Origin of the sequence: Microbacterium sp. NPDC064942 (genome assembly GCF_049545525.1) — a bacterium.
Lineage (GTDB): Bacteria > Actinomycetota > Actinomycetes > Actinomycetales > Microbacteriaceae > Microbacterium > Microbacterium gawkjiense.
Window position 1 is genome coordinate 11,578 of the sequence record NZ_JBMWDR010000001.1, and the last position, 23,586, is coordinate 35,163.

The 23,586-nt window shown below is 71.5% G+C and carries 20 protein-coding genes; 16 read left to right on the forward strand and 4 right to left on the reverse strand.

Annotated features, from left to right (window positions below; genetic code table 11):
- Positions 1-10 precede the first annotated feature (10 nt).
- The 3 genes from ACPEH2_RS00065 (at position 11) to ACPEH2_RS00075 (ending at position 5,280) form a co-directional block, all read left to right on the forward strand.
- On the forward strand, positions 11-943 hold the full coding sequence (locus ACPEH2_RS00065; RefSeq protein WP_423717972.1) for an ABC transporter ATP-binding protein: 933 nt from the start codon (positions 11-13) through the stop codon (positions 941-943).
- Entirely contained in the window at positions 940-2,013 is a 1,074-nt protein-coding gene (locus tag ACPEH2_RS00070) for an ABC transporter permease (RefSeq protein ID WP_217531555.1), read from the forward strand. Before ACPEH2_RS00065 ends, ACPEH2_RS00070 begins: the two co-directional genes overlap by 4 nt.
- A 153-nt stretch (positions 2,014-2,166) precedes the next feature.
- Positions 2,167-5,280: a S8 family serine peptidase gene (locus ACPEH2_RS00075; protein ID WP_423717973.1), complete on the forward strand. Its 3,114-nt coding sequence runs from the start codon at positions 2,167-2,169 to the stop codon at positions 5,278-5,280.
- Between the two features lie 61 nt (positions 5,281-5,341).
- Here ACPEH2_RS00075 and ACPEH2_RS00080 read toward each other — a convergent pair whose 3' ends face one another.
- Positions 5,342-5,770, reverse strand: a complete 429-nt coding sequence (locus ACPEH2_RS00080) for a hypothetical protein (protein ID WP_423717974.1) — start codon at positions 5,768-5,770, stop codon at positions 5,342-5,344.
- Between the two features lie 69 nt (positions 5,771-5,839).
- On the opposite strand from ACPEH2_RS00080, the gene ACPEH2_RS00085 reads away from it, so the two are divergent.
- Both ACPEH2_RS00085 and ACPEH2_RS00090 read left to right on the forward strand, forming a co-directional pair.
- Positions 5,840-6,469 carry a DUF1684 domain-containing protein gene (locus ACPEH2_RS00085; RefSeq protein ID WP_423717975.1) on the forward strand — a complete coding sequence of 210 codons (630 nt, stop codon included), beginning with the start codon at positions 5,840-5,842 and terminating at the stop codon, positions 6,467-6,469.
- A 45-nt stretch (positions 6,470-6,514) separates the two neighbouring features.
- Positions 6,515-6,772, forward strand: coding sequence for an aldo/keto reductase (locus tag ACPEH2_RS00090; protein WP_423718300.1), 258 nt, complete (start codon positions 6,515-6,517; stop codon positions 6,770-6,772).
- A gap of 78 nt (positions 6,773-6,850) precedes the next feature.
- Here ACPEH2_RS00090 and ACPEH2_RS00095 read toward each other — a convergent pair whose 3' ends face one another.
- The 3 genes from ACPEH2_RS00095 to ACPEH2_RS00105 all read right to left on the reverse strand — a co-directional run bounded on the left by ACPEH2_RS00095 (position 6,851) and on the right by ACPEH2_RS00105 (position 10,204).
- Positions 6,851-8,332: a serine/threonine-protein kinase gene (locus ACPEH2_RS00095; protein ID WP_423717976.1), complete on the reverse strand. Its 1,482-nt coding sequence runs from the start codon at positions 8,330-8,332 to the stop codon at positions 6,851-6,853.
- 118 nt (positions 8,333-8,450) lie between these two features.
- Positions 8,451-8,756 carry a hypothetical protein gene (locus tag ACPEH2_RS00100; protein ID WP_423717977.1) on the reverse strand — a complete coding sequence of 102 codons (306 nt, stop codon included), beginning with the start codon at positions 8,754-8,756 and terminating at the stop codon, positions 8,451-8,453.
- Positions 8,753-10,204 carry a PspC domain-containing protein gene (locus tag ACPEH2_RS00105; protein WP_217531560.1) on the reverse strand — a complete coding sequence of 484 codons (1,452 nt, stop codon included), beginning with the start codon at positions 10,202-10,204 and terminating at the stop codon, positions 8,753-8,755. Before ACPEH2_RS00105 ends, ACPEH2_RS00100 begins: the two co-directional genes overlap by 4 nt.
- Before the next feature lie 113 nt (positions 10,205-10,317).
- On the opposite strand from ACPEH2_RS00105, the gene ACPEH2_RS00110 reads away from it, so the two are divergent.
- The 11 genes from ACPEH2_RS00110 to ligD all read left to right on the forward strand — a co-directional run bounded on the left by ACPEH2_RS00110 (position 10,318) and on the right by ligD (position 23,586).
- On the forward strand, positions 10,318-11,586 hold the full coding sequence (locus ACPEH2_RS00110) for an ATP-binding protein (protein ID WP_217531561.1): 1,269 nt from the start codon (positions 10,318-10,320) through the stop codon (positions 11,584-11,586).
- Positions 11,579-12,253, forward strand: a complete 675-nt coding sequence (locus ACPEH2_RS00115; protein ID WP_217531562.1) for a response regulator transcription factor — start codon at positions 11,579-11,581, stop codon at positions 12,251-12,253. The genes ACPEH2_RS00110 and ACPEH2_RS00115 overlap by 8 nt, the downstream gene beginning before the upstream one ends.
- Positions 12,250-13,797, forward strand: a complete 1,548-nt coding sequence (locus ACPEH2_RS00120; RefSeq protein WP_423717978.1) for a glycosyltransferase family 2 protein — start codon at positions 12,250-12,252, stop codon at positions 13,795-13,797. Before ACPEH2_RS00115 ends, ACPEH2_RS00120 begins: the two co-directional genes overlap by 4 nt.
- A 77-nt stretch (positions 13,798-13,874) precedes the next feature.
- Positions 13,875-14,978 (forward strand): FUSC family protein, encoded by a 1,104-nt coding sequence (locus ACPEH2_RS00125; protein ID WP_217531563.1) that lies wholly within the window; start codon positions 13,875-13,877, stop codon positions 14,976-14,978.
- A gap of 42 nt (positions 14,979-15,020) precedes the next feature.
- The gene (locus ACPEH2_RS00130) at positions 15,021-16,196 is read left to right on the forward strand and encodes a PP2C family protein-serine/threonine phosphatase (protein ID WP_423717979.1); all 1,176 of its coding nucleotides are present in this window, start codon (positions 15,021-15,023) and stop codon (positions 16,194-16,196) included.
- Positions 16,193-18,187: a glycosyltransferase family 2 protein gene (locus ACPEH2_RS00135; RefSeq protein WP_423717980.1), complete on the forward strand. Its 1,995-nt coding sequence runs from the start codon at positions 16,193-16,195 to the stop codon at positions 18,185-18,187. The genes ACPEH2_RS00130 and ACPEH2_RS00135 overlap by 4 nt, the downstream gene beginning before the upstream one ends.
- The gene (locus ACPEH2_RS00140) at positions 18,172-18,504 is read left to right on the forward strand and encodes an STAS domain-containing protein (protein WP_217531566.1); all 333 of its coding nucleotides are present in this window, start codon (positions 18,172-18,174) and stop codon (positions 18,502-18,504) included. Before ACPEH2_RS00135 ends, ACPEH2_RS00140 begins: the two co-directional genes overlap by 16 nt.
- Entirely contained in the window at positions 18,494-18,913 is a 420-nt protein-coding gene (locus ACPEH2_RS00145; RefSeq protein ID WP_359918265.1) for an ATP-binding protein, read from the forward strand. Before ACPEH2_RS00140 ends, ACPEH2_RS00145 begins: the two co-directional genes overlap by 11 nt.
- A gap of 43 nt (positions 18,914-18,956) precedes the next feature.
- Complete coding sequence (locus tag ACPEH2_RS00150) at positions 18,957-21,404, forward strand: ATP-dependent helicase (protein ID WP_423717981.1); 2,448 nt, start codon at positions 18,957-18,959, stop codon at positions 21,402-21,404.
- A gap of 39 nt (positions 21,405-21,443) precedes the next feature.
- On the forward strand, positions 21,444-22,526 hold the full coding sequence (locus ACPEH2_RS00155; RefSeq protein WP_359918262.1) for an SseB family protein: 1,083 nt from the start codon (positions 21,444-21,446) through the stop codon (positions 22,524-22,526).
- A gap of 46 nt (positions 22,527-22,572) precedes the next feature.
- Entirely contained in the window at positions 22,573-23,586 is a 1,014-nt protein-coding gene (ligD, locus tag ACPEH2_RS00160) for a non-homologous end-joining DNA ligase (RefSeq protein ID WP_359918260.1), read from the forward strand.

Genomic DNA, 23,586 nt, shown 5'->3' on the forward strand with positions numbered 1-23,586 from the left:
GGTGAGCGGTATGACTGATGCCGGCATCGTCGCCCAGGGGGTGCGACGATCCTTCGGGAACGTCCATGCCGTCCGCGACGTCACCTTCCAGGCGCCCGAGGGCGCGGTCATGGGCCTCGTGGGCCCGAACGGCGCGGGCAAGACGACGCTGCTGCTGATGCTCGCTTCGCTCCTGGCCCCCGACGCCGGCACCATCCGGATCGCCGGGATCGATCCCGTAACCGACCCCGCGGCGGCGCGCGCGAAGCTCGGGTGGATGCCGGACAGCCTGGGCGCGTGGCCCTCGCTCTCGGCCCGCGAGACGATCGCCGTCACCGGCCGGCTCTCCGGCCTCGACCGGACGGCCGCCGCGGCACGAGCCGCGGAACTCCTCACCACCGTCGGCCTCGAGTCCCTCGGGGATGCTCCGGCCCGGGTGCTCTCCCGCGGCCAGAAGCAGCGCCTCGGCCTCGCGCGCGCCCTCGTCCACGACCCGCGGGTGCTCCTGCTCGACGAGCCCGCCTCGGGTCTCGACCCGCAGGCGCGCATCGACCTGCGCCTGCTGCTGCGCTCGCTCGCGGCGGAGGGACGCACGGTGCTGGTCTCCAGCCACATCCTCTCCGAGCTCGAGGAGGTCGTCGACGACGCCGTCTTCATGACGCAGGGCGAGACCGTGAGCTCCGAGCGCGTCGCCGAGGCGGCCGGTCGGGCACGGACGTGGCGGATCCGCCTCGCGGATCGGGATGCCGCGACCGCCGCCCTCCCGGTGGCCCGGGCCCTCGGGCTCGACGTCGCGACCCTCCCCGTCGACCGACGCGACCTGCTCGTGAGCTTCGCCGGCGACGCGGCCGCGGCGCAGGGACTCGCCGCGCTCGTCGCGGCCGGTCTGCCGGTCGCGGAGTTCTCCGCGGCCAGCGGCATCCTGGAACACACCTTCCTCGACCTCGAAGGAGGTGCGCGATGAACCTCTCGCGACTGTGGACCATCGCCCGCCTCGACCTGACCCAGCGCATCCGCACGGTGTCCTGGTACGTGCTGCTCGGTGTCTTCGCGCTCGTCCTCGTGGGGACGACCGCGCTCGCGTTCCTCTCCTTCTCGGGTCAGGAGGACTCCGGTCCCGGCGTCTACTCGGTCGTCGTCTTCGTCACGCTGCTGCTGGTCGTGCTCGTCTCGCCGACCCTCAGCGGCAACTCCATCAACGGCGACCGGGATGCCGCGACCCTCGCCCCGTTGCAGGTCACCCAGGCGACGACCCGCGAGATCGTGCTCGGCAAGTTCCTCGCCGCGTGGCTGACGGGGCTCGCGTTCGCCGTGGTCGCCGTGCCGTTCCTCGTCATCGCCACCTTCGGCGGGGGCATCAACCCGCTCGCCGTCGTGGTCTCGGCCGTCGTGCTGGTCGTCGAAGCGGGTGTCGTCGCGGCGCTCGGGACGGCGTTCAGCGGCATCCTCGCCCGTCCGCTGTTCTCCGTCGCGACGACCTACCTCGTCGTGGCGGCCCTCACCGTCGGGACGGTCATCGCGTTCGGCCTGCTCGGGTCGAGCGTGCGCACCGAGCGCGTGGACCGGTATCAGTCGGCGCAGTACGACGAGACCGGCGCGCCCGTGTGCGCGGACGGCTCCTCGAGCTGCCCGAACGATCCGGAGCAGTGGGTCTGCGGCGACTGGGAGAGCACCACCTACGAGGTGCCGCGGTTCGACTACTTCTGGTGGATCCTGGCGGCGAACCCCTTCGTGATCCTCGCTGACGCGACGCCGTCAACCTTCGATCGCTACGGCAACCCCGACGACCTGTTCGGGTGGACGAAGTACTCCGTCCGGCAGTCGCAGATCGCCCCCGAGCCGGTCAGCTCGTACAGCGACTGCGTCGTGCAGGACAGCGGCCCGACACCGGAGGAGATCATCGCGTCGACGGTGCCCAGTTGGTTCGTCGGCCTCGGCGTGCAGGTGATCGCGGCGGGCCTCCTGCTGTGGTGGGCGGGTGTGCGAACCCGCACGCCGGCGCGTCGTCTTCCGCCGGGGACCCGCATCGCGTGACGCCCGCCGGGTGAGGATCCTCTCATCTGTGCATCTTCCTCTTGGGGAACGGTCAGGGGATGCATAGCCTCCTATCAGCCTCGGCCGCGGCATCCGATCGGATCCCGCCCAAGCCAGCCGAGCGCTCTTCCCAGAAGGAAAGGCGGTCCCCTTTTGCACCGACGCATCCTGGCGGTTGCGGGCGTCCTCGCGCTCTCACTGCCCACCACCGCGGCCCTCGCCGCGACGCCGGACGACGATCCCACCGCGCGGTTCGACCGCAGCACGTCGACTGGCGCCCTCGACAGCGACATCTCGGCGGCCGCGATCGACCCCGATCGGCAGGTGTCGGTCGTCATCGAGATGGAGGGCGAGCCCGTCGCCGTCGTCGAGGCCGAGGAAGGCCGCTCGCTGAGCAAGACCGAGCGGACCGACGTGAAGAAGGACCTGAAGGCCGCGCAGGACGCCATCCGCGGCGACATCACCCAGCGCGGCGGCAAGATCCGCGCGCAGATGCAGTCCGCCTACAACGGCATCCAGGCCACCGTGCCCGCCGCCGAGATCGACGACGTCGCCGCGCTCCCCGGTGTCGTCGCGGTCCACCCCGTCGTGACGCACGAACTCGACAACGCCGTCTCCGTGCCGTTCCTCGGTGTCCCCTCGGTCTGGCAGAGCACCGGGTACACCGGTGAGGACGTCAAGGTCGCGATCATCGACACCGGCATCGACTACACCCACGCCGGCTTCGGCGGCCCGGGCACGGTCGAGGCCTACGAGAAGGCCGCGGCCGCCTCGGATGCGCCCGCCGACCCGAGGCTCTTCGGGCCGAGCGCCCCGCGCGTCAAGGGCGGCATCGACCTCGTCGGTGACGACTACGACGCCGGCGGCACCGGCGACGCCCTGATCCCGAAGCCCGACAACAACCCCCTCGACTGCGAGGGCCACGGCTCCCACGTCGCCGGCACGACCGGCGGATCGGGCGTCACCACCGACGGCAAGACCTACACCGGTCCGTACGACGAGACGACGCCGTCCGTCGACTTCCGGGTCGGACCGGGTGTCGCGCCCGAGGCCGACCTGTACGCCGTCCGCGTGTTCGGCTGCGACGGCTCGACCGACGTCACCATCCAGGCCATCGACTGGGCCGTCGACAACGGCATGGACGTCATCAACATGTCGCTCGGCTCGTCCTTCGGCCGCGGCGACGACCCGAGCGCCGTCGCCGCCGCCAACGCGGTCGGGGCGGGCGTGGTCGTCGTGGCGTCGGCCGGCAACTCCGGACCGAGCCCGTACCTCACCGGTTCACCGGGCAGCGGTGACGGCGTGATCGCGGTGTCGGCCGTCGACAGCACGGCATCCTTCCCCGGCGCCACCCTCACGGTCGGCGGCAAGAAGGTCCAGGCGATCAACGCGAACGGGGCCGCCCTCGACGACGTCGGGCAGCTGACGGTCGTGCGACTGACCGACGACCCCGCGACCGCCGCCAACGAGGCGCTCGGGTGCGCGGCATCCGACTACACCCGTGCCGGGATCACGCAGGGCGGCGGCCAGATCGCCGTCGTCGACCGCGGCACGTGCGCCCGCGCGGCCAAGCCGATCTTCGGGCAGCAGGCCGGAGCCGAGGCGGTCGTCATGGTGAACTCCACGAACGACCTGCCCCCGTACGAGGGCGTCATCACGGAGAACCCTGACGACGGCACACCGTTCGAGGTCACGATCCCGTTCTTCGGCGTCCGCTCGTCCGACGGCGCGGCTTTCACCTCGGGGGCGGTCGTGACCGTCCAAGCGGCGCAGATCGCGAACCCCGCGTTCCGCGATTACGCCTCGTTCAGCTCGTCCGGTCCGCGCAGCGGCGACAGCTCGATCAGCCCCGACGTCGCGGCGCCAGGCGTCTCGATCTCGTCGGTCGCCGTCGGCACGGGTGGCGACGCATCGGTGCTCTCGGGCACCTCGATGGCCGCCCCGCACGTCGCCGGCGTCGCCGCGCTGACGGTGCAGGCCCACCCGACGTGGGACACCGAGCGCATCTCGGCGGCGATCGTCTCGACCGCCGACCCCGACGGCGTCGCGCGGATCAACCCGACCCGCGGCGGCGTCGGCCTCGTCGACACCGCGCAGGCGGTGCGGACGACGGTGACCGCCACGGGCGACAGCTTCCGCACGGACAGCGGTCGTGTGCGCGAGGCGGCGTTGAGCTTCGGCTTCGACGAGTCGAGCTCGACGCTCGGCGGGACGAAGAAGGTCACCGTCCGCAACGACGGCAAGAAGAGCGTGACCTTCACCGTCTCGACCCAGGCCTCGCCCCAGTCGGTGAAGGCGAAGGTCACGACGAGCACCAAGAAGGTGACGGTGAAGCCGGGTCGCACGGAGAGCGTCCGGGTGACGGTGTCCGCTCCGGCGTCCTCGGTGCCGGGCTCGCTGAGCGCGGACGACCAGTTCTCGTTCGCCGAGATCTCGGGCGATGTCGTGTTCACCGCGCCGGGGTCGACCCTGCGCGTGCCCTACCTGCTCGTCCCGCGGTCGAACAGCGACGTGACGGTGAAGGGCTCGCTCAGCTCGCGCGGCCGGGTGGCCGACGCCGACCACGTCCTCGACCTGCGCAACCGCAAGGGTGCGCTGGATGCGGCAGCGGACGTCTACACCTGGGGTCTGACGGACAAGAAGGATGCCCCGAAGGCGATCTCCGACACGGGTTATGACCTGCGCGCCGCGGGTGTGCAGTCGTTCGCGACCGCGAGCGGTGACCAGCTGGCCGTCTTCGCCGTGAACACGCACTCGCGGTGGTCGAACGCCGCGAGCAACGAGTTCGACGTCGTCATCGACACGAACCGCGACGGCACGCCCGACTGGGTCGTGTTCTCGTACGACTCCGGGGCCGTGCGCAGCGGTTCGGTCGACGGTGTCGCCGAGGTGTTCGTGCAGAACGTGAAGACGGGCGCGCTCACCGCGAGCGGGTTCCTCGCGCAGGCGCCGACCGACAGCAGCACGATCCTGCTGCCGGTGAACCTCGCCGACCTGAAGATCACCGGGCCGTTCGACTACACCGTGCAGTCGTTCAGCCTCACGACCGATGGCAGCGACGCGTTCGCGGGGACGGCGACGTACAACCCGGGCGATCCCGCGATCACCAACGGGCAGTACGAGGTCGTGCCGAAGGGCGGCCGGGCCTCGGTGACCGTCCGCACGGACGCCTCCGCCTACGCTGCGCAGAAGCCGCTCGGCGCGATGGTGGTCGTCGTCGACAACGAGTCGGGCGCCGACGAGGCGCTGCTCGTCCCGGTGAAGTAAGGCCGGATTCACGAGAGGGGCGGTGCGTCAGCGGACGCGCCGCCCCTTTCGGCATCCGTCGTCAGCGCTCGCAGAGGCGGGGCTCGTCGCCCGACCCGAAGCGGTAGTCGAACGTGCGGCCGTCGGCCCGCACGACGACGCGATAACCGTCGACGATCGCCTGCGTGTAGGACATGCCGGGGGAGGGGCACCCGAGCGAGCCGTCCGAGAACTCGACCCGCTCCGCCGACACGAGGGCGGGCCCGCCGGCCACTCCGCGCGCGGCGAGATCGGCGACGATCGCCTCCCACTTCGCCTGCGGGAGGTCGGCCGGCGACCCGGTCGGGCCGAGCGGGGCGGGGCTCGCCGTCCGGAACGGCGGTCGTGCGGAGGGGCTGGTGTCGCTCGTGTCGCCGGGGGAGGGCATCGAGGTTCCTTCCGTCGCGCAGGCGGCCAGGGTGAGCGCCGACAGCAGGATCGCTGCGGCGAGGGCGGCGCGTGGTGCGGGCATGATTCTCCTCCCGGCGAGGTTACGCCGGGATCCGGCCCGGAGACAGTGCCGGCCGCATAGCCTGAAGCCATGATCAGCGCTCCGGCACGTACCGCCCTCGAGGTCGCCGACTGGCGTCGTCGCGTCTTCGCCCTGTACGCGGAGGTGCGGGCGGCCAGCGATCCGCGACGTGCGCACGACCGGTGGCGTGCGGAGCGCGACGACCTGTTCGCGCGGCATCCCGCCAGCCCCCTCCTCCCCGAGGACCGCGACGGCTTCGCGGGGCTGCCCGTCGCGCCGTACGACCCGGCCTGGCGCTTCGAGGTCCCGCTGCGCGAGGCGGAGCCCGGCGGATTCGAGTTCCCGACCGGCACCGACGGCGTCGTCCCGTTCGAGCGCATCGCGGTCGTCGACCTGCCGGAGGTCGGCAGTCTCGACGTCTGGCGGTTGACGACCTACGGCGGCGGGGTCTTCATCCCGCTCCGCGACGGCCTCGCCGGCGTCGCCGGGGGGACGTACGGCGGCGGACGCTATCTGATCGACACGATCAAGGGTGCGGACCTCGGGACGGATGCCGCGGCCGGCACGATCGTGCTCGACCTGAATTTCGCCTACAACCCGTCGTGCGCGTATGACCCGGCCTGGGCGTGCCCGCTCGCACAGCCGGGCAATGTGCTCGCCCGGGAGGTACCGGTGGGCGAGCGGTACGCCGCGTCCTGAGCATCTCCGGGCGCCGGCTGTTTCGTGACGCTCGATCCGGGCAACGTGCCCGTCACCGAGGTCGGATTCGGGGCCGCGCAGCTGGGGAACCTCAATCGCGCGACGACGGACGACGAATCGACCTCTGCGGTCCACGCCGCGCGTGCCGCCGGCAGCACCTACTTCGACATGGCCCCGCATTACGGCCCAGGTCGGTCGACCTCGCGCTTCGATCGATCAGACCTCCGACGCGACGGCGGGAGTCGAACCCGCTGCACATCCGGTATGACCCGGTGCCCGGGACCACCCGGACCGTCGCGATGACCTCACGCTAACCCGAGGCTCCGACCTCCGGCCGGGTCATGACCCGGGATGACGTCCGGTGTCCCCGTGTGACGCGGTTCATCCCTTCGCGCCCTTGCCGTGTGCGTCGTCGTTCTTGTCGTTCTTGTCCTTGTCCTTCGCGTTCTCCTGACCCTTGCCGACGTTCGGGGTCTTCCCGTGGACGGCGGCGTTGTCCGCGGCGCGCTCCTTCGCCTTCTCGTTCGCCTTGTCCTGCGCCCGCTGGCTCGGTTCGTCACCGGCGTCTTGAGTGTTCGCGGGAGCGACGCCCGATGCGGGCTGCGTGGGCGCGACCGACTGGGGCGGAGTATCCGTCGTCGACGCCTGGTCGTCGGGCTGATCGACGGTGACGACGGCGGAGTCGCTGTCGTCGTCCGCGACGAGCTCGGCGGGGGCCGGTGTCGTCGGCTCGGTCAGCGTCTGCTCGGGCGCGGGCGCCTCACCCGGCGCGCCGCCGGCCCAGAGAGCGCCGACGAGGATGTAGGCGGCGACGATCACGGTAGCCGCCCCGGTGAGGAGCCAGACGCGCATCCGCCGCGTGCGACGTGCCGGTCGCGAGGCGCGGCGGGTGCGGGGGACGTGATCCTGCAGGGCGGTCGGCGCGGACGCCGCGCCGACGACCGCGGGTGCCGCAGCCATAGCGTCGAACGCCTGCGTGTCCTCGTCGAGGGTGACGGTGGCGGGCCGCGCCGGGCGGACGACGTCGCGCGGGAGTGAGCGGGCGCGGCAGGCCACCTGCGCCGCGGTCGGCCTGTCGGCGGGCTCGCGCGCGATCATCGACGCGATCAGCTCCGACCACTCAGGGCCGAGCCACACCGGGATCTCGGGGGTCTCGACGAGGCGAGCCATGACACGACCGATCCCGGATGCCTCGGGGAAGGCCCGGTCGCCCGTGATCGTCTCGAGCAGCAGCAGACCGAGAGCGTAGACGTCGGCGGGGGGACCGGCGGGTTCGCCGCGGACCTGCTCGGGGGCGAGGTAGGCGGCCGTTCCGATGACCGTGCCGGGGCTCGTATGCCGTGTGCTGTCGGCGAGGTAGGCGACACCGAAGTCGGCGAGCTTCGGCCAGAACCTGCGCCCCGGCGTCGTCGAGGCGGCGAGCAGCACGTTCGACGGCTTGACGTCGCGGTGGACGATGCCCGCACGGTGGACCGTGTCGAGACCCGACGCGAGTTCCGCGGCGATGCCGGCGGTCTCGGAGGCATCCAGGGGGCCGTCCTGCAGCGCGACGGCAAGCGACGTGCCCTCGACGAACTCCATCACGAGGTACTCGGGCTGGCCCGGGACGACCTTCGCGTCGAAGAGCGTGACGAGGGACGGGTGGTTCAGGGACGCGAGCAGGGACATCTCGGTGCGCGCACGCGGCGGGATCGCGGGATGCTCCGCCTCGGTGCGCATGATCTTGATCGCAACGGTGCGACCCAGGACGACGTCTTCAGCGCGGTACACCCGCGCCATGCCGCCCTGACCGACGCAGCGCCCGAGGACGTAGCGCCCATCGAGCATCCCCGAGGTGATCGGTTCGGCGGGCGGTTCGGTCACGGCCACTCCTGCGGGTGTTCCGGGCTGCGGCGGGCCCGTCGGTACGTCGCCTGCGGCGCGACATCCCGACGGTATGACCTCTACGGATTCGGGTCTGGCGGCTTGACTCCGGGCTCGATCAGTGCATGGCGCGGCGTCCGAGCGAACGTTGCGCGCCGCGCAGCAGTCCTGCGATCGCCCCGACCGTGACCAGGGCGCCGACGATGAGAAGCAGCACCGCTATCGCGCCGCTCGGCTCGGCGGTCGCGAGGGTGTCGGTGAGCGTGTCCGTCGCGGCGGCGGACCCGGCGACGGCGTACCCGGCGGCGGCGATCGCCGCGAAGGCGATGCCCCACACGACGGCCGCCCAGCGGATGCGAGGACCGGGAACAGGGGATGCCGCGGTGTCGGGGCCGGCGTCGATGTCGCTGTGCGCGTCGGTCATGAGGACGGTCCTTCCGGGGCGATGTCTGCTTCCGGGTTGAGGTCGATGTACCCGGAGTCCTGCTCGATCACGAGTGTTTCGATGGTGCGCGCTGACTCGCCGCCCAGGGCGAACGAGTACCGTGTCCGGCCGTCCGATGTCGTCGTCCGGGCCACGTCCTCGAATTCGCCGACATCGACCCATCCCTCGGAGGGCGTCGACACCCCCACGGCGGCGGTCTCCGTGACGATCGTCACGTCGACCCTCACGCGGTTGTTGATGTAGACGCTGGTTGCTCCGGATCGCTTCTCCACCCGCATGATCCCTTCCTCACCGGTGTCCTGGAGCGAGATCGAGAGGTCACCCCAGGGCTGCACGAAGGGGTCGGCCTCGGACGAGAAGGGTCCTTCGACGTTGGAGATCCCCCAACTCCCCAGGTGGAGTACGCGCGCGATGGTGAAGCCCGTCGCCGCCAGGCCGCCCACGAGGGTCAGGGTCGTGACGAAGGCGAGGAACCCGCTCCGACGGCGCAGGATCCCGGCGACCGTCATCGCCCCCGCGAGGACGAGGGCCGCGACGAACAGGCCCGACGCGATCGGATCCGCCGCCTGCGCGGTCAGGGCGACGATCGTGCCGGTGATCAGGGCCGCACCGATCGCGAGTGCCACGAAAGCGTGCGGCGCACGAGGCGCGACCGTCTGACGCTCCCGCCGGCGTGCGGCGGCTTCCGCGGCGAAGGCCGCGGTGCGCTCCTGACGTTCGCGCCGCAGCTGGTCACGGGCGGCGCGAGCGGCATCCTGCTGCTCCCGTCGCCATGCCTGGTCCTGCGCCTTCCATTCGGCGTGCTGCTCGCGCCACCGGGCGAGTTCGTCGTCGTCCGCCTCCCGGCCGGGTGCCGCAGGCTCCTCCGGACGGACGGGCTCGTCGACGGGGTCGCTCGCGTCAGGCTGCGTCGCGGGCGGCGTCGCACCGACGCGTCGGCGGGGGAGGAGCGCCACGATCACGGCGAACAGGATCGCGGCGGATGCGACGATGACCGTGACGGCGGCTAAGCCATCCGAAGCCACCCCGCCGAAGACCGAGGATGCCGGGAGCCCCAGGAGGAGCCCGATCGGCGACGGCACGAAGGATGCGGCGACGAAGATCGCGGCACCGACCTGCCCAGCGTGGAACCGGCCGTCACGGGCCTCCTGCGCCGGGATCCGGCCGTCCGCGTCGGGCAGGACGGCCCACGCTGCACCGTAGAGGAGGGCGATGGGAATCCCGATCACACCCAGGACGACGAGGATGCCCCGCACGATGAGCGGGTCGACGCCCCAGCGTGCGGCCACTCCGGCAGCGACGCCGCCGAACCAGCCGTCGGCGCGCACGACCCCCAGAGACGAGGTCCAGCCGAAGAAGCGATCGCCGCGGCTCGGTCGAGGGGGCGGCGGGTCGGCAGGCGGAGCGAGCGTGGGCTGGGATTCCATGCTCCGATCGTGCCGGGGTGCGGCATCCGTCGGAATCGGGGGTCACCCTGATCCGTCCCTGATCATCCTTCCGGGCGATGGTCGTCCCGGGTGGGAGATGGTGTGATGTGGACATGTCCTCCCCCTCGACCGTGTCGGATGCCGCGGTGCGCCCGGTGCGCCCGGCCCGCCCCGCGCGGCGGCCCCACCGCATCCCGCTCGCCCGCCCGCGGGTGATGGCGGTGTCCGGGGTCGCGGCGGGACTCGCGGACCATCTCGGGGTCTCCGCCCTGCGGGTGCGGGTCCTGTTCGTCCTGGCCGGCCTGTGCGGCGTCGGGTTGCTCTTCTACGCCTGGTGCTGGGCGCTGATGCCGATGCGCGCCGGCGACACGACGCCCACACGCCGCGTTCCCGTCGCCTGGGTGTTGCTGACGGGGGCGGGCGCTGCGCTCGCGGGCCTCCTGCTCTCCGCGGCGGACGGGCGATCGCTCTGGGTCTGGTTTCGGACGGGGGAGCTGACGGGGTACAGCTTCAGGTTCTGGTCGACGCTGCCCTGGGTCTGGACGGTCACCGTCCTCGCGACCTCCGCCGGTGTCTGGGCGGGCGCCGTTGATCGGGACGACCCCGCCCGCGGCCCCCGTCACGCGGCGATCGTCCGCACTCTCTCTGCCCTCGCGCTCGCCGTCGTCGTGATGATCGTCGTCCCGACGGCGGAGCAGCGGGGCGGGCGTGCGGTGCTCGGTGACCTCGTCGTTCCCGTCGCGGGTGCGGTGGCTATCGCTGCATCCGCTCTGCTCCAGGCCTGGCGGCGCCTCGTCGACGACAGGATCGGGCGGGTGCGCGACGAGCAGCGTGCGGCGATGGCGGCCCACCTGCACGACTCGGTCCTGCAGACTCTGGCGCTCATCCAGAATCGATCCGAGGCCTCGAGCGAGGTGTCCCGCATCGCCCGCGCACAGGAGCGGGAGTTGCGCGCCTGGCTGTACGACGGCGACTCGCCGGCCGACAGCGATCTGCCCACCGACCTGCGCGACTACGCCGGGGCGCTCGAGCTCGACTTCCCCGTGCGCATCGACGTCGTCTCGACGGGCAGCTCCGCCGAGCGAGCCAGTGGCGAACTCGCGGCCGCGGCGCGCGAGGCCATGCTTAACGCGGCGCGTCATGCGGGCGGTGACGTCTCGGTGTACATCGAGGGCGCGGCATCCGCCGTCGACGTGTTCATCCGGGACCGCGGTGACGGGTTCGACCCGGCAGCGGTGCCGGCGGACCGCTGGGGGGTCCGCGAGTCGATCATCGGACGGATGCGGCGGGTCGGCGGCTCCGCCGTCATCCGATCGGTCCCCGAGGTGACCGGCACCGAGGTCAGACTCAGCATGCCGACGTCAGGGGCACGGCGTGACTGAGTCGGGCGTCGCACCGCTGCGAGTGGTCATCGTCGATGACCACTCCATCTTCCGCTCCGGTCTCCGGGCCGATCTCGACGCGTCGGTGCACGTCGTCGGCGAGGCCGCCGACGTCGAGAGCGCTGTGGCGGTCATCGCCGCGGAGCGCCCCGACGTCGTCCTGCTGGACGTGCACCTGCCGGGAGGGGACGGCGCCGCGGCCTCCTTGGGCGGCGAGGCCGTCATCCTCGGATCGGCCGGCACTCCGGCGCGCTTCCTCGCGCTGAGCGTGTCGGATGCCGCGGCCGATGTCGTGCGCGTGATCCGAGCCGGCGCCCGCGGGTACATCACCAAGGGGTCGTCCGGTGCCGACGTCAGCCGGGCGGTGCGCGCGGTCGCCGACGGGGATGCGGTGTTCTCCCCGCGCCTCGCGGGTTTCGTGCTCGACGCCTTCGGTGCGGCGGCGGGCGAAACGGCCGCCGTCGACGACGAACTGGATCGGCTCTCGGGGCGCGAGCAGGAGGTGATGCGGCTGATCGCGCGCGGCTACTCCTACAAGGAGGTCGCGCAGGAGCTCTACATCTCGGTCAAGACCGTGGAGACCCACGTCTCGTCGGTGCTGCGGAAGCTGCAACTGTCGTCGCGACACGAGTTGACCGTGTGGGCATCCGAACGGCGCCTCCTGTGAGCGGCTGGACGGCGCGCGCTTCGACCCTGGTCGTCGGTGCCGTGTGGGTCGCCCTCGCCGTGCCGCTGGTGATGTGGGCGGCCGCGCAGAACTCGCCTCTCGCGATCGCGTTCGCCGCGGCGAGCGCGCTCACGTGGATCTCCGGCGGGCGGGCCGTCGCGCTGTGGCTGCGGGCGTCGTCTCCGCAGCGTGTCCCGCATCCCGCCCCCGGCGCGCGGCCCGATCGCATCGCCCTGCTCGTCTGCGTCTGCGACGATCTGGATGCGGCGGCGGTGGTCCGCAGCTCGCGACAGGACCTGCCGGTCGACGTCGTGCTCCTCGATGACTCGCGCGAGCCGGAAGTCATGGCGCGGGTCGATGCCCTCGCGGCCGCGCACGGATGGACCGCCATCCGGCGCCCGGAGCGGACCGGTTTCAAGGCCGGCAACCTCAACGCCGGGATCGCCCGGCTGCGTGGACGGTATGACGCGTATCTGATCTGCGACAGCGACGTCGTCCTGGGCAGCGGCGTGGCGCGGGTGTGCAGCGCGGTCCTGGCCGACCCGGGGGTCGCGGTGGCCCAGGCTGCACCGGCGGCATCCCCCGGCCGCAGTCGCTTCGCGCGCTACTTCGGTCCTCTCCTCGCGACCCACCTCGGCGTCACCCGACGTGGCCGGGGTGCGCACGGAGTGACGGCGTTCCTCGGGCGCGGCGCGCTCGTCCGGGCTGCCGCCGTTGAGGACGTCGGCGGCTTCCCCGAGGCCGTCGCGGAGGACCTCGCCATGACCGTCCGGCTGCGTCGCCGGGGCTGGCGGATCGTCGACGCCGACGTCGGCTTCTCCGAGGACTACCCGATCGACTACGCGGCGTTCCGGGTGCAGTTGCGCAAGACCGCAGAGGGAGCGGTGGAGTTCCTGCGGCATCCCGGGCGGCTGTGTGGAATGCGGCTGCGCGAGGGGCTCGATCTGGCGCTCGAGACAGCGCTCGTCCCCGTGACGGCGCTCGCGGGGGCTGCGACGCTCATCACCGGGGCGGCGCTGGCGGGCCTCGGCGCGCCGCCGCCGGTCTGGGGCATGATCGTCTCCGCCGTCGCGGCAGCGGCTCCGCTCCTCCCCGAAGCCGTCCGCCGGGCCCGGTCCCAGCGCCCGGCCGCCGGTGTCGCCTTCGCGCTGACCGCCGGCCTGCTGTACGCGTCCACGACGTTCGTGGTCCTCGCCGCCGTGATCCGGACGGCCCTCGGTCGACGCGCGACCTTCTGGGTGACCCCGAAGCGACGTTCCCGACCGGGGGCGATCACGGCGGTCGCGCTCCTCCGCGACGAGATCGTGCTCGTACCGCTCCTGGTCGTGACCGCCGTCCTCATGTCGGGATCGGTTGCCGCGGCGGCGGGCCCCATCGTGCCGGCCACCCTCGCCGCGCTGTTCGCCTGGGGGATGCTTCGCCTCCCCACCCCTTCGGACGTCCACGCCCCGCCGACTCGGCGTCGGCGGACCTTGAGCGCGCGACGGGGGGCGACGGGCGTCGCCGCTGTCTCGCCCGGACTGCCGCGCGCACTCACGCGCTGATCGCGGACGGCTACGACGCCGCCGCCGTGGACGCAAGGGGGCCGCGGGGGTGGCGTGTGAGCGGCTACGGTTCCGGCATGGCCCCCTCGCTTCCTCGACGCACCGCGGCGCAGGTCGCGCTCGGCGTGCGGCGAGCCGGAGGTGACGTGTTCACGCCGCGACGACTGATCCTCGCGCTCAAGACCGCCGTCGCGGCTGCGGTGGCGTGGTTCTTCGCGCCCCTTGTCCCGTTCGCCGACGCGGACTACTCCTACTACGCCCCCCTCGGTGTGCTCGTCAGCATGTACCCGACCGTGGCGGACTCCGCCCGCGCGGGCGTCCAGTCGCTCGTCGGTCTGGCCTGCGGCATCGCGGTCGGGTTCGGAGGCCTCGCGATCGTCGCCTCGGGCGCTCCGGGGATCGTCGCCGTCGGTGCGGTGGTGCTGGTCGGCGTGGCGGTCGGCGGCATCCGTGCCCTCGGTGTCGGCCGGGACTGGGTGGCTCTGGCCGGGCTCTTCGTCCTCCTGCTCAGCAAGAACGATCCCGACGGCTTCTCGTCCTCGTACCTCGCCACGATGGCCTTCGGGGTGCTCGTGGGGGTGGTCGCGAACTACGTGCTCGTGCCGCCGCTGTACCTGCAGTCGGCGCGCGACCGGTTGTCCGAGCTGCGCGCCGCCGTCGCCACCGCGCTCGACCGTGCGGCGGACTCCGTGGCCCAGGGCCGGCCCGACGCCGGGGTGCTGCGCGAGGACGGCGACGCGCTCGCCGAACTGTCGATCGCGGTGTCCGCCGACGTCGACGAGGCGTCCCGGTCCGAGCGCGCCAACATCCGCGCCCGCGGTGTCGGCGGTGTGCACGACGAGAACGCCCAGCGGTGGTGGGGTCTCGAGCGCGCGACGTATCTCGCCCGCGACCTGCTCGACGTCCTGGCGCAGCACGAACGGCTCGACGAGCGGCACGGCGATCCGCAGGCGCTCGCCACGGCGATGAGGTCCGTCGCGGACCTGCTCGCGACGCCGCCGGGAGACGCCGAGACGGGGGCGCGGACGGATGCCGCGTGGCGCGACATCGACGCCTACGGCGCATCGCTGCCCGCCCCCGACCAGGCCACCGACACGCACGACCAACCGGGGCTCTGGCTGGCGGCGACGCTGGGACGGATGACCGACATCTCGAGACGGGTCTCGGACGCCCTGCCCTGACCCAGGTTGCGACGCACAGGAGACTCATATGAGAGTGGGGGGATGACGACGGTGGACGTGGATGCGGCGGCGCGCGAAGCGGCGAGGCAGCGCGCGCTCGAGCAGCTCGACATCCTCGATCACCCGACGGACGAGCGTGTCGACCGCGTCACACGGCTCGCCCGCGAGATCTTCGACGTGCCGATGGTGAGCGTCACGCTGCTGGACGACGACCGGCAGTGGCGACTCTCCGAGCAGGGGTTCGACGGGGAACGCGAGGCCCCGCGCGAGGGCTCCTTCTGCGGCGCGACGGTCGAGCGGGGATCGATGCTCGTCGTCGAGGACGCGGCATCCGACGGGCAGTTCCGGAGCAATCCCTTCGTCGTCGGCGATCCGCACCTGCGCTTCTATGCGGGCCAGCCCCTCGAGGCGCCGGGCGGCGAACACATCGGCACCCTCTGCATCCTGGACACGAAACCCCGGACGCTCACGGAACCCCAGCGCGAGCTCCTGCGCGAGATGGCGCTCTGGGTGCAGTCGGAGATCGCGCGGGAGCACGAATTCGACCGTGCCGGCGAAGTGCAGCGCGCGCTCCTGCCGAAGCGCGCGCCCGAGGTGGCCGGCTTCACTCTCGCCGGCGACGCGATCGCCTCCGGCTCCGTCATGGGCGATCTCTACGACTGGTACCTGCACGAGGGACGGCTGCGGCTGACCCTCGCCGATGTGATGGGCAAGGGGATCGGCGCCGGACTCATCGCCGCAGGTGTGCGCGCCTCGCTGCGCACCGCCCGTGATCGTCCGTTGATCGCCGCCGTCGAAGACCTCGATCGCCAGGTCTCGGACGACCTCGCCGATCTGCACATGTTCGTCACCGCCGTCGTCGCCGACGTCGATGGCGCGACGGGCGACGTCGAGCTCGTCGACGCCGGGCACTCCCTCTCGTTCGTGGTCCGGGCCGATGACACGTGGCATCCCGTGCGTTCGACCGGTCTGCCGCTCGGGATGGGGATCGAGGATGCCCGCACGTCCGCGCGCCTGCGGTTGGAGCCGGGCGACGCCCTGCTGTGCTGCAGCGACGGCGTCCTCGACATCCTCGACGTCGACGACCCCTTCGGTCAGGTGCTGCGCGCACTCCGCCAGTGGGGTCCGGCGGGTGCGGTCGCCGAGGGCATCGCGCTCGCACGCGAGCGGAAGGCCCCCGACGACGTCACCCTCATGGTCGTCCGGCGGGACGCATGAGCGGGCGTTTCCTCGCTATCCGCGTGCTGGCACTGCTGTCGGTGCTCCTGGGGCTCAACTACGTGCTCTGGCGATGGCTCGCGTCGGTCAACTGGGACGCCTGGTGGATCGCCGTGCCGCTGGTGGTCGCGGAGACGTACAGCCTCGTCGACACGATCCTGTTCGCGGCGACGATGTGGCGGGCGAAGGAGCGTCCGCGTCCCACGTCGCCCCCGCAGGGGACGGTCGACGTCTTCATCACGACGTATAACGAGCCGATCGAGATGGTGATGGCGACAGCCCTCGCAGCGAAGCGCATCACCTACCCGCACCACACCTGGATCCTCGACGACGGCGCGCGAGACGATCTGGCGCAGGCAGCCCGCGAGGCCGGCATCGGCTATCTCACCCGGTCGGCCGACTGGGCGGACAAACCGCGCCACGCCAAAGCCGGCAACCTCAACAACGCCCTCCTGCAGACCGACGGCGAGTTCCTGTTGATCCTGGATGCCGACCAGGTGCCCGACCCACTCATCCTCGAGAACACGCTCGGCTACTTCGCCGACGACCCGCAGGTCGCGCTCGTGCAGACGCCGCAGTGGTTCGTCAACGTCGCCGAGGCGGACCCCCTCGGGAGTCAGGCGCCGCTGTTCTACGGTCCGATCCAGCAGGGCAAGGACGGCTGGAACGCAGCCTTCTTCTGCGGGTCCAACGCGATCCTCCGTCGCGACGCGCTCATGCAGCTCGGCATCGTCGGGTACGTGCGCGACCTCGAGGACTCGGTCGTCACTGCGCTGAAGGCGTCCCAGCGGATGCTGCGACGCGCGGCATCCGATCGCTCCCTGACGCCGGAGATCACCGCTGAGGTCCGGCGGCTCGGCGAGGCGGTGCAGCGGGCCCGGGCGGAGCTGGCCCTCGGCGGTCCGATCGCGGAGGTGACCGCAGCCGTCCACGCGGAGGTGCAGGCAGCATCGCGGCGCCTCGTCGACGCCGACATGGCGGCCATCCGCGCGGACGTCGCCGAACTCGCGGCGCTCGCGGTTCAGCGCGACGCCGAGCTCGACGCGTTCGTCGTGGACGAGAGCGCCCTCGAGTCGCTGTCGGTGCGGGAGATGTCGCCCCTTGCCACGATCGCGGCCGTCGACGCCCTCGTCGAAGCCGTGCGCGTCGACCGCCCCGGCGAGGCGCAGCCCATCCAACCCCTCGCGACCATCTCGGTGACCGAGGACATGGCCACGGCGATGCAGCTGCACGCGCTCGGCTGGAAGAGCGTCTACCACCACGAGATCCTCGCCCACGGTCTCGCCCCTGAAGACCTGCGCACGATGCTGAAGCAGCGGCTGCGGTGGGCGCAGGGCACCATGCAGGTCCTGCTGCGCGACAACCCGCTGCGCAAGAAGGGTCTCTCGGTCGGGCAGCGGCTCATGTATTTCGGCACGATGTGGAGCTACCTCAGCGGGTTCGCCGCGGTCATCTACCTCGCGGCCCCGATCATCTATCTGCTCCTCGGCGTCCTGCCGGTGACCGCGTGGTCCGTCGACTTCTTCGCCCGGTTCCTGCCGTACTTCATCGTCAACCAGATCCTCTTCGTGGTCGTCGCCAAGGGGATCAAGACGTGGCGCGGTCAGCAGTACTCGCTCGCGTTGTTCCCCGTGTGGATCGCCGCGTGCGTCACGGCGTTCGCGAATGTGGTGCTCGGGAAGTCCCTCGATTTCGTCGTGACGCGCAAGGACGGTCGTGCGGCCGGCGGACCGCCCTGGCGCGAGATCTGGCCGCAACTGACGGCGATGGTCCTGCTCGCCATCGCGACCATCGTGGGGATCGGCCGCGTCATCGCGGGCACCGCCGACGGTACCGGCACCCTCGTCAACACCGTCTGGGTCGGATACGACCTCGTCGTCCTCAGCGTGCTCATCCAAGCCGCTCGGTATCAGGGGTTCCAGCCGCCCATCGCTGCGGCGGAACCCACCGCATCCATCGAACAGAAGGAGCCTCCGTGGACATCACCGTGACACCCGCCGACGGGTACGCCGTCGTCGCGGTCGAGGGACGACTCACCGCGCCCGGTGTGGCCCGCTTCCGGGCCGCCGTCGACGACGCGATCGCGGCCCGCTCGGCGCGGGTCGTCGTCGACCTCTCCCGCACGGAGTTCATCGACTCCTCCGGCATCGGGGCCCTGATCGGTGGCCTGAAGGCGGCTCGGCTCGCCGACGGCGACCTCCGGATCGCGGACGTCCCCGAAGCCGTGGCCCGCGTCCTGACACTGACGAACCTCGACCGGGTCCTTCGGGCATACCCGAAGGCGGAAGCCGCGTTCGATGGGCAGTGATCCGGTCGTCCGAGAGGTCACCGGCCCGGCCGAGCTGGCGCTGGTCGATGCGGTCCACGACGCCCTGGATCAGATCTGGCGGGACGTCCCCGGTGTCACGGACGAGGATCGGCTGCTGTTCGCCCTCGCCGTGAGCGAGGTCGCGACGAACGTCGTCGAACATGCCGCGGGTGACGAGCGTCCGACCGTGTCGATCCGGCTGTCAGCCGACGACACCGAACTGGTCGCCGTCATGTCCGACGACGCCGATCCCGCACTGATCCGGCTCGATCAGGTGACCATGCCCGGCGCGGACGCCGAATCGGGGCGGGGCCTGGCGCTCGCGCTCGCCGCCCTGGACGAACTGCGTCACGAGACCGACGATGGCAACGTCTGGGTCCTGCGCAGGGAGCGACGCCCGTCGGCGTGAGCCGCGGATCGATGTCGGGGGGCGAACGTAGACTCGTGGGGACATGAGCGACTCCATCAAGCCCGTGATCGTCGGCGCCGGAGCGTCCCGCCCCGCCGGCGATTCCCGACCCGACGAGGACCTGCTGGCAGGGCTCAACCCGCCGCAGCGCGAGGCCGTCATCCACCGGGGCCCCGCGCTGCTGATCATCGCCGGCGCCGGCTCGGGCAAGACGAGCGTCCTGACGCGGCGCATCGCGTCGCTGCTGCGCACGCGCGAGGCCTACCCCAGCCAGATCCTCGCCATCACCTTCACGAACAAGGCCGCGGGCGAGATGCGCGAGCGCGTGCGGCAGCTCGTCGGTGAGAGCGCCCAAGGCATGTGGATCTCGACGTTCCACTCCGCGTGCGTACGCATCCTGCGTCGCGAGGCCGACCAGTTCGGCTTCACGAAGAGCTTCACGATCTACGACTCGGGCGACTCCCGCGCCCTCATCAAGCGACTCGTGAAGGAGCACGAGGGCGACTCGTTCGGCTTCACCCCCGCGGCCGTCCAGGGGCGCATCTCCAAGCTCAAGAACGAGTTGGCGGATGCCGAGTCCTACGCGCGACAGGCGAACATGAGCGACCCCGCCGAGCGCGTCTTCGTCGACATCTTCGCCGACTACCAGCGCTCGCTGCAGAAGGCGAACGCGTTCGACTTCGACGACCTGATCGCGCAGACCGTCTACCTGTTCCGCGCGTTCCCGCACGTCGCCGACGTCTACCGCAAGAGGTTCCGGCACATCCTCGTCGACGAGTACCAGGACACGAACCACGCCCAGTACGCGCTCATCCACGAACTGACCCGGCCCGTCGTCGGCAAGGCCGGTGACGCCTTCTCCAGCGGCGGCATGATGATCTTCGAGCCCGATGAGGCGCCTGAGGTCGAGGGAGCGTCGCTCACCGTCGTCGGCGACTCGGACCAGTCGATCTACGCCTTCCGCGGAGCGGACATCCGCAACATCAGCGAGTTCGAGCGCGACTTCCCCGGCGCGAAGGTCGTGCTCCTCGAGCAGAACTACCGCTCGACGCAGAACATCCTGTCGGCCGCCAACGCCGTCATCGGCCACAACTTCGACCGCAAGGACAAGAAGCTGTGGACCGACGTCGGCGACGGCGACCCGATCATCGGCTTCACCGGCTATTCGCAGCACGACGAGGCGCAGTTCGTGGCCGACGAGATCGAAGCGCTGCACCGCAAAAGCGTCGATTACGCGCAGATGGCGGTGTTCTACCGCACCAACTCGCAGTCCCGTGCGCTCGAGGAGATCTTCATCCGCTCGGCCGTCCCGTACAAGATCATGGGCGGCACGAAGTTCTACGAGCGCGCCGAGATCAAGGACGCGCTGGCCTACCTCGTCTCGGTCGCGAACCCCGCCGACGAGATGGCGGTGCGCCGCATCCTCAACAAACCCCGCCGAGGCATCGGCGACGTCACCGAGACGGCGATCGCGCGGTACGCGGCATCCGAGGGGATCACTTTCCGCGACGCGCTCGCGAACTCCTCCGCACTCGGCGTCGGCGCGAAGGTGCAGAAGGCGATCGCCGACCTCGACGCGGTTCTCGCCGAGGCATCCGAAATCATGCTGCCGAGCTCGGGCGAGATCGCGCCGTCGACGTCGGTGACCGAGGGGCTCCACGTCCTGCTGAACAAGTCCGGCTACTACGACGCCCTGCGCATGTCGAAGGACCCGCAGGACGAGGCCCGCGTCGAGAACCTCGACGAGCTTGTCGCGGTCACGCGCGAGTTCGCCCGCAACAACCCCGACGGCACGCTGCTCGACTTCCTCACCGAGGTGACGCTGGTGTCGGATGCCGACGACCTCGACGACGCCAGTGGTTCGGTCTCGCTCATGACGATGCACACCGCGAAGGGCCTCGAGTTCGACGCCGTGTTCGTCACCGGTGTCGAGGAGGACCTCATCCCGCACCGCATCTCGGCGGGGGAGCCCGGCGGACCGCAGGAGGAGCGGCGTTTGTTCTACGTCGCCCTCACCCGCGCCCGCAAGCGTCTGCACCTCTCGTTGGCGATGACCCGCGCGCAGTTCGGCGAGGTGTCTGCGGCGATGCCGAGCCGCTTCCTGCAGGAGATCCCGCACGAGCTCATCGACTGGCGGCAATCGCCGGGCGACGTGAACTCGCGCGGCGGGACGCAGTCACGGGCGCTCAACGGGCGGTCGGGCGGATCCCGCTTCGGCGGCTCCAACCGCTACGGCGACGACCTCGTGCCGCTGCCGCCCCGTGAGAAGTCCGACGCGCTCGCGAAGTTCGCCAATCGCATCCCGGCGAAGATCCGCGACAACGGCGACATGGAGCTGGCGGCGGGCGACCGCATCCGTCACGACGATTTCGGCGAGGGCAAGGTCGACATGGTCACCGGCGAAGGCGCGAAGCGCGTCGCGCACGTGCGCTTCGACACCGCGGGTCCGAAGAAGCTGCTGATCAAGGTCGCGCCCATCACCAAGCTGTGAGGAACGTCCGGCCACCCGCATCCCGCGTACCCTGAAGCAATGGCCCTGTTCTCCCGCCGCCCGAAGAAGGACTCCGACCCGAAGGGCGAGGTCCCCGTCGACGCGCAGGCCGACGTCGACGAGGTGCAGCAGGACGTCAACGCCGCCGTCGCGGCCGAACAGGCCGATGACGCGGATGCCGAGCCGGTGCCCCACGTGCCGATCTCGGTCTCGACCTACGGCAAGCCCGTCCCGCGCCCGGCCCCCGAGCCGGAGCGTCTGCCGAAGACGCCCGAGACCGCGCCCGCCCCGAGCGAGAGCCGTCCCGGGATGCCCGACAACACCCTGCTCAGCACGGTGCTGCAGGAAGTCCCCGAAGAGGTCGACAACGCCGCGATCCTCGCCGTCATGCGCCAGGCGCTGCAGGGCACCCTGTACCTGCGCATCCTCGGCGACGCTCGCGCTCAGGCCGCTGCCGGTGAGCCGCTGCGTCTCGCGATCTCGATCGTGAACGACAAGAAGTTCCTGCTCGCCTACACGGGAGCGGCCGCGCTGCAGGCGGGGCTCGGCGACGAGGCGCAGAGCACGTCGATCCTGGCCCAGCCGTCGCAGCGTGTCCTCCGCAACGTCATCGACGCCGGGTACGACGGCATCGTCTTCGACCACGCCGGCCCCGGCCGCCGCATCGTCCTGCCGACGGGCCTCATCCAGCGCAGCCTCGACCAGGCCGACCCCGAGTTCACGATCAAGAACCTCCTCGCCGGCCCGCGTACCGACGAGACCGCCCGCGCCGTCGTCGACGCGCTCGTCGCGCGCGGCGCCTGGATCGCGGCAGGCCCGCGAGCCGACGGTCAGGGGATGGGCGTCGCGGAGGCCCGCTCGGCCGAGGGCGGCCGCTACCTGCAGGTCTTCTCGCACCCGCTCGAGGTGCTGACCCTGCGTCGCGAGGACCAGCCCATGCCGCTCACGGCCGCCCAGCTGGGCGCCGCGCTCAAGAGCGAATCGGGGCTCGACGGATTCCTCATCGACCCCGCCGGCCCGTGGATCCGCATCGAGCGCGCCGAGCTGGATGCGCTCATCACGATCGCCGACGCGGCGGAAGCCGTCGACGCCGCTGCCGACACCGACGACGACAAGGCCTGAGCAAGCCCCTGTCCCCACCCCGGAGTCCGCCCCTAGGGTGGGGCGCATGGCGTCGGAGCGGATCACCCTGCAGTTGCCCGGAGGCAGGGAGCTCTCGCTCTCGAGCCCCAACCGGGTCGTCTTCCCCGAGGCGGGGATCACGAAGCACGAACTCGCCGAGTACCTCCTCGCCGTCGAAGTCCCGTTCCTGCGCGCGAACGGGCACCGCCCGGTGTCGCTCGAACGGTTCCCCGACACGGTCGACGGCGACAGCTTCTTCTCGAAGAACCCGCCGAAGGGGACTCCGGACTACGTCGATCAGGTGATGTGCACCTACAACAGCGGACGCCGGCACCCGCAGGTGGTGCTCGGCGAGATCGCCGCGGCGGTCTGGGCCGTGCAGATGAACACCGTCGTCTTCCACCCGTGGGCCTCCCTCGCGTCCGACACCGACAACCCGGTCGAACTGCGGATCGACCTCGATCCGCAACTCGGGACGGACTTCGCGGATGCCGCCGCCGTCGCACCCGTGCTGCGCGAGGTGCTGCGCGAGGCCGGGCTCGAGCCCTGGCTGAAGACGAGCGGCAATCGCGGCATCCACGTCTTCTGTCCCATCGAGCCGACGCACGAGTTCCTCGACGTCCGCCACGCCGTGATCGCCGCGGGTCGCGAGCTGGAACGGCGGATGCCGGACCGGGTCACGACGAACTGGTGGAAGGAGGAGCGCGGCGAGCGCATCTTCGTCGACTTCAACCAGGCCAACCGCGACCGCACGATGGCCGGCGCCTACAGTCCGCGCGCGCTGCCGGGCGCGACGGTCGCGACCCCGATCACCTGGGACGAGCTCGCCGACGGCGTCGACCCGACCGCGTTCACCGTGCGGACCGTGCCCGAGCGGCTGGCGGACGCCGGGGACCCCTGGGAACGATTGCAGGACTCGCCCGGACGCATCGACACGCTGCTCGAGTGGTGGCAGCGCGATCTCGAGGCGGGCCTGGGCGAGCTGCCGTTCCCGCCGGAGTTCCCCAAGATGCCGGGCGAGCCGCCGCGGGTGCAGCCGTCGCGCGCGAAGAAGGACTGA

Coding starts and splice junctions, on each gene's coding strand:
- ACPEH2_RS00065 (WP_423717972.1), top strand. CDS start 11: ATGACTGATGCCGGCATCGTCGCCCAGGGGGTGCGACGATCCTTCGGG.
- ACPEH2_RS00070 (WP_217531555.1), top strand. CDS start 940: ATGAACCTCTCGCGACTGTGGACCATCGCCCGCCTCGACCTGACCCAG.
- ACPEH2_RS00080 (WP_423717974.1), bottom strand. CDS start 5,770: ATGCCCGCACCACGCGCCGCCCTCGCCGCAGCGATCCTGCTGTCGGCG.
- ACPEH2_RS00085 (WP_423717975.1), top strand. CDS start 5,840: ATGATCAGCGCTCCGGCACGTACCGCCCTCGAGGTCGCCGACTGGCGT.
- ACPEH2_RS00100 (WP_423717977.1), bottom strand. CDS start 8,756: ATGACCGACGCGCACAGCGACATCGACGCCGGCCCCGACACCGCGGCA.
- ACPEH2_RS00105 (WP_217531560.1), bottom strand. CDS start 10,204: ATGGAATCCCAGCCCACGCTCGCTCCGCCTGCCGACCCGCCGCCCCCT.
- ACPEH2_RS00110 (WP_217531561.1), top strand. CDS start 10,318: ATGTCCTCCCCCTCGACCGTGTCGGATGCCGCGGTGCGCCCGGTGCGC.
- ACPEH2_RS00125 (WP_217531563.1), top strand. CDS start 13,875: ATGGCCCCCTCGCTTCCTCGACGCACCGCGGCGCAGGTCGCGCTCGGC.
- ACPEH2_RS00130 (WP_423717979.1), top strand. CDS start 15,021: ATGACGACGGTGGACGTGGATGCGGCGGCGCGCGAAGCGGCGAGGCAG.
- ACPEH2_RS00135 (WP_423717980.1), top strand. CDS start 16,193: ATGAGCGGGCGTTTCCTCGCTATCCGCGTGCTGGCACTGCTGTCGGTG.
- ACPEH2_RS00145 (WP_359918265.1), top strand. CDS start 18,494: ATGGGCAGTGATCCGGTCGTCCGAGAGGTCACCGGCCCGGCCGAGCTG.
- ACPEH2_RS00150 (WP_423717981.1), top strand. CDS start 18,957: ATGAGCGACTCCATCAAGCCCGTGATCGTCGGCGCCGGAGCGTCCCGC.
- ACPEH2_RS00155 (WP_359918262.1), top strand. CDS start 21,444: ATGGCCCTGTTCTCCCGCCGCCCGAAGAAGGACTCCGACCCGAAGGGC.
- ligD (WP_359918260.1), top strand. CDS start 22,573: ATGGCGTCGGAGCGGATCACCCTGCAGTTGCCCGGAGGCAGGGAGCTC.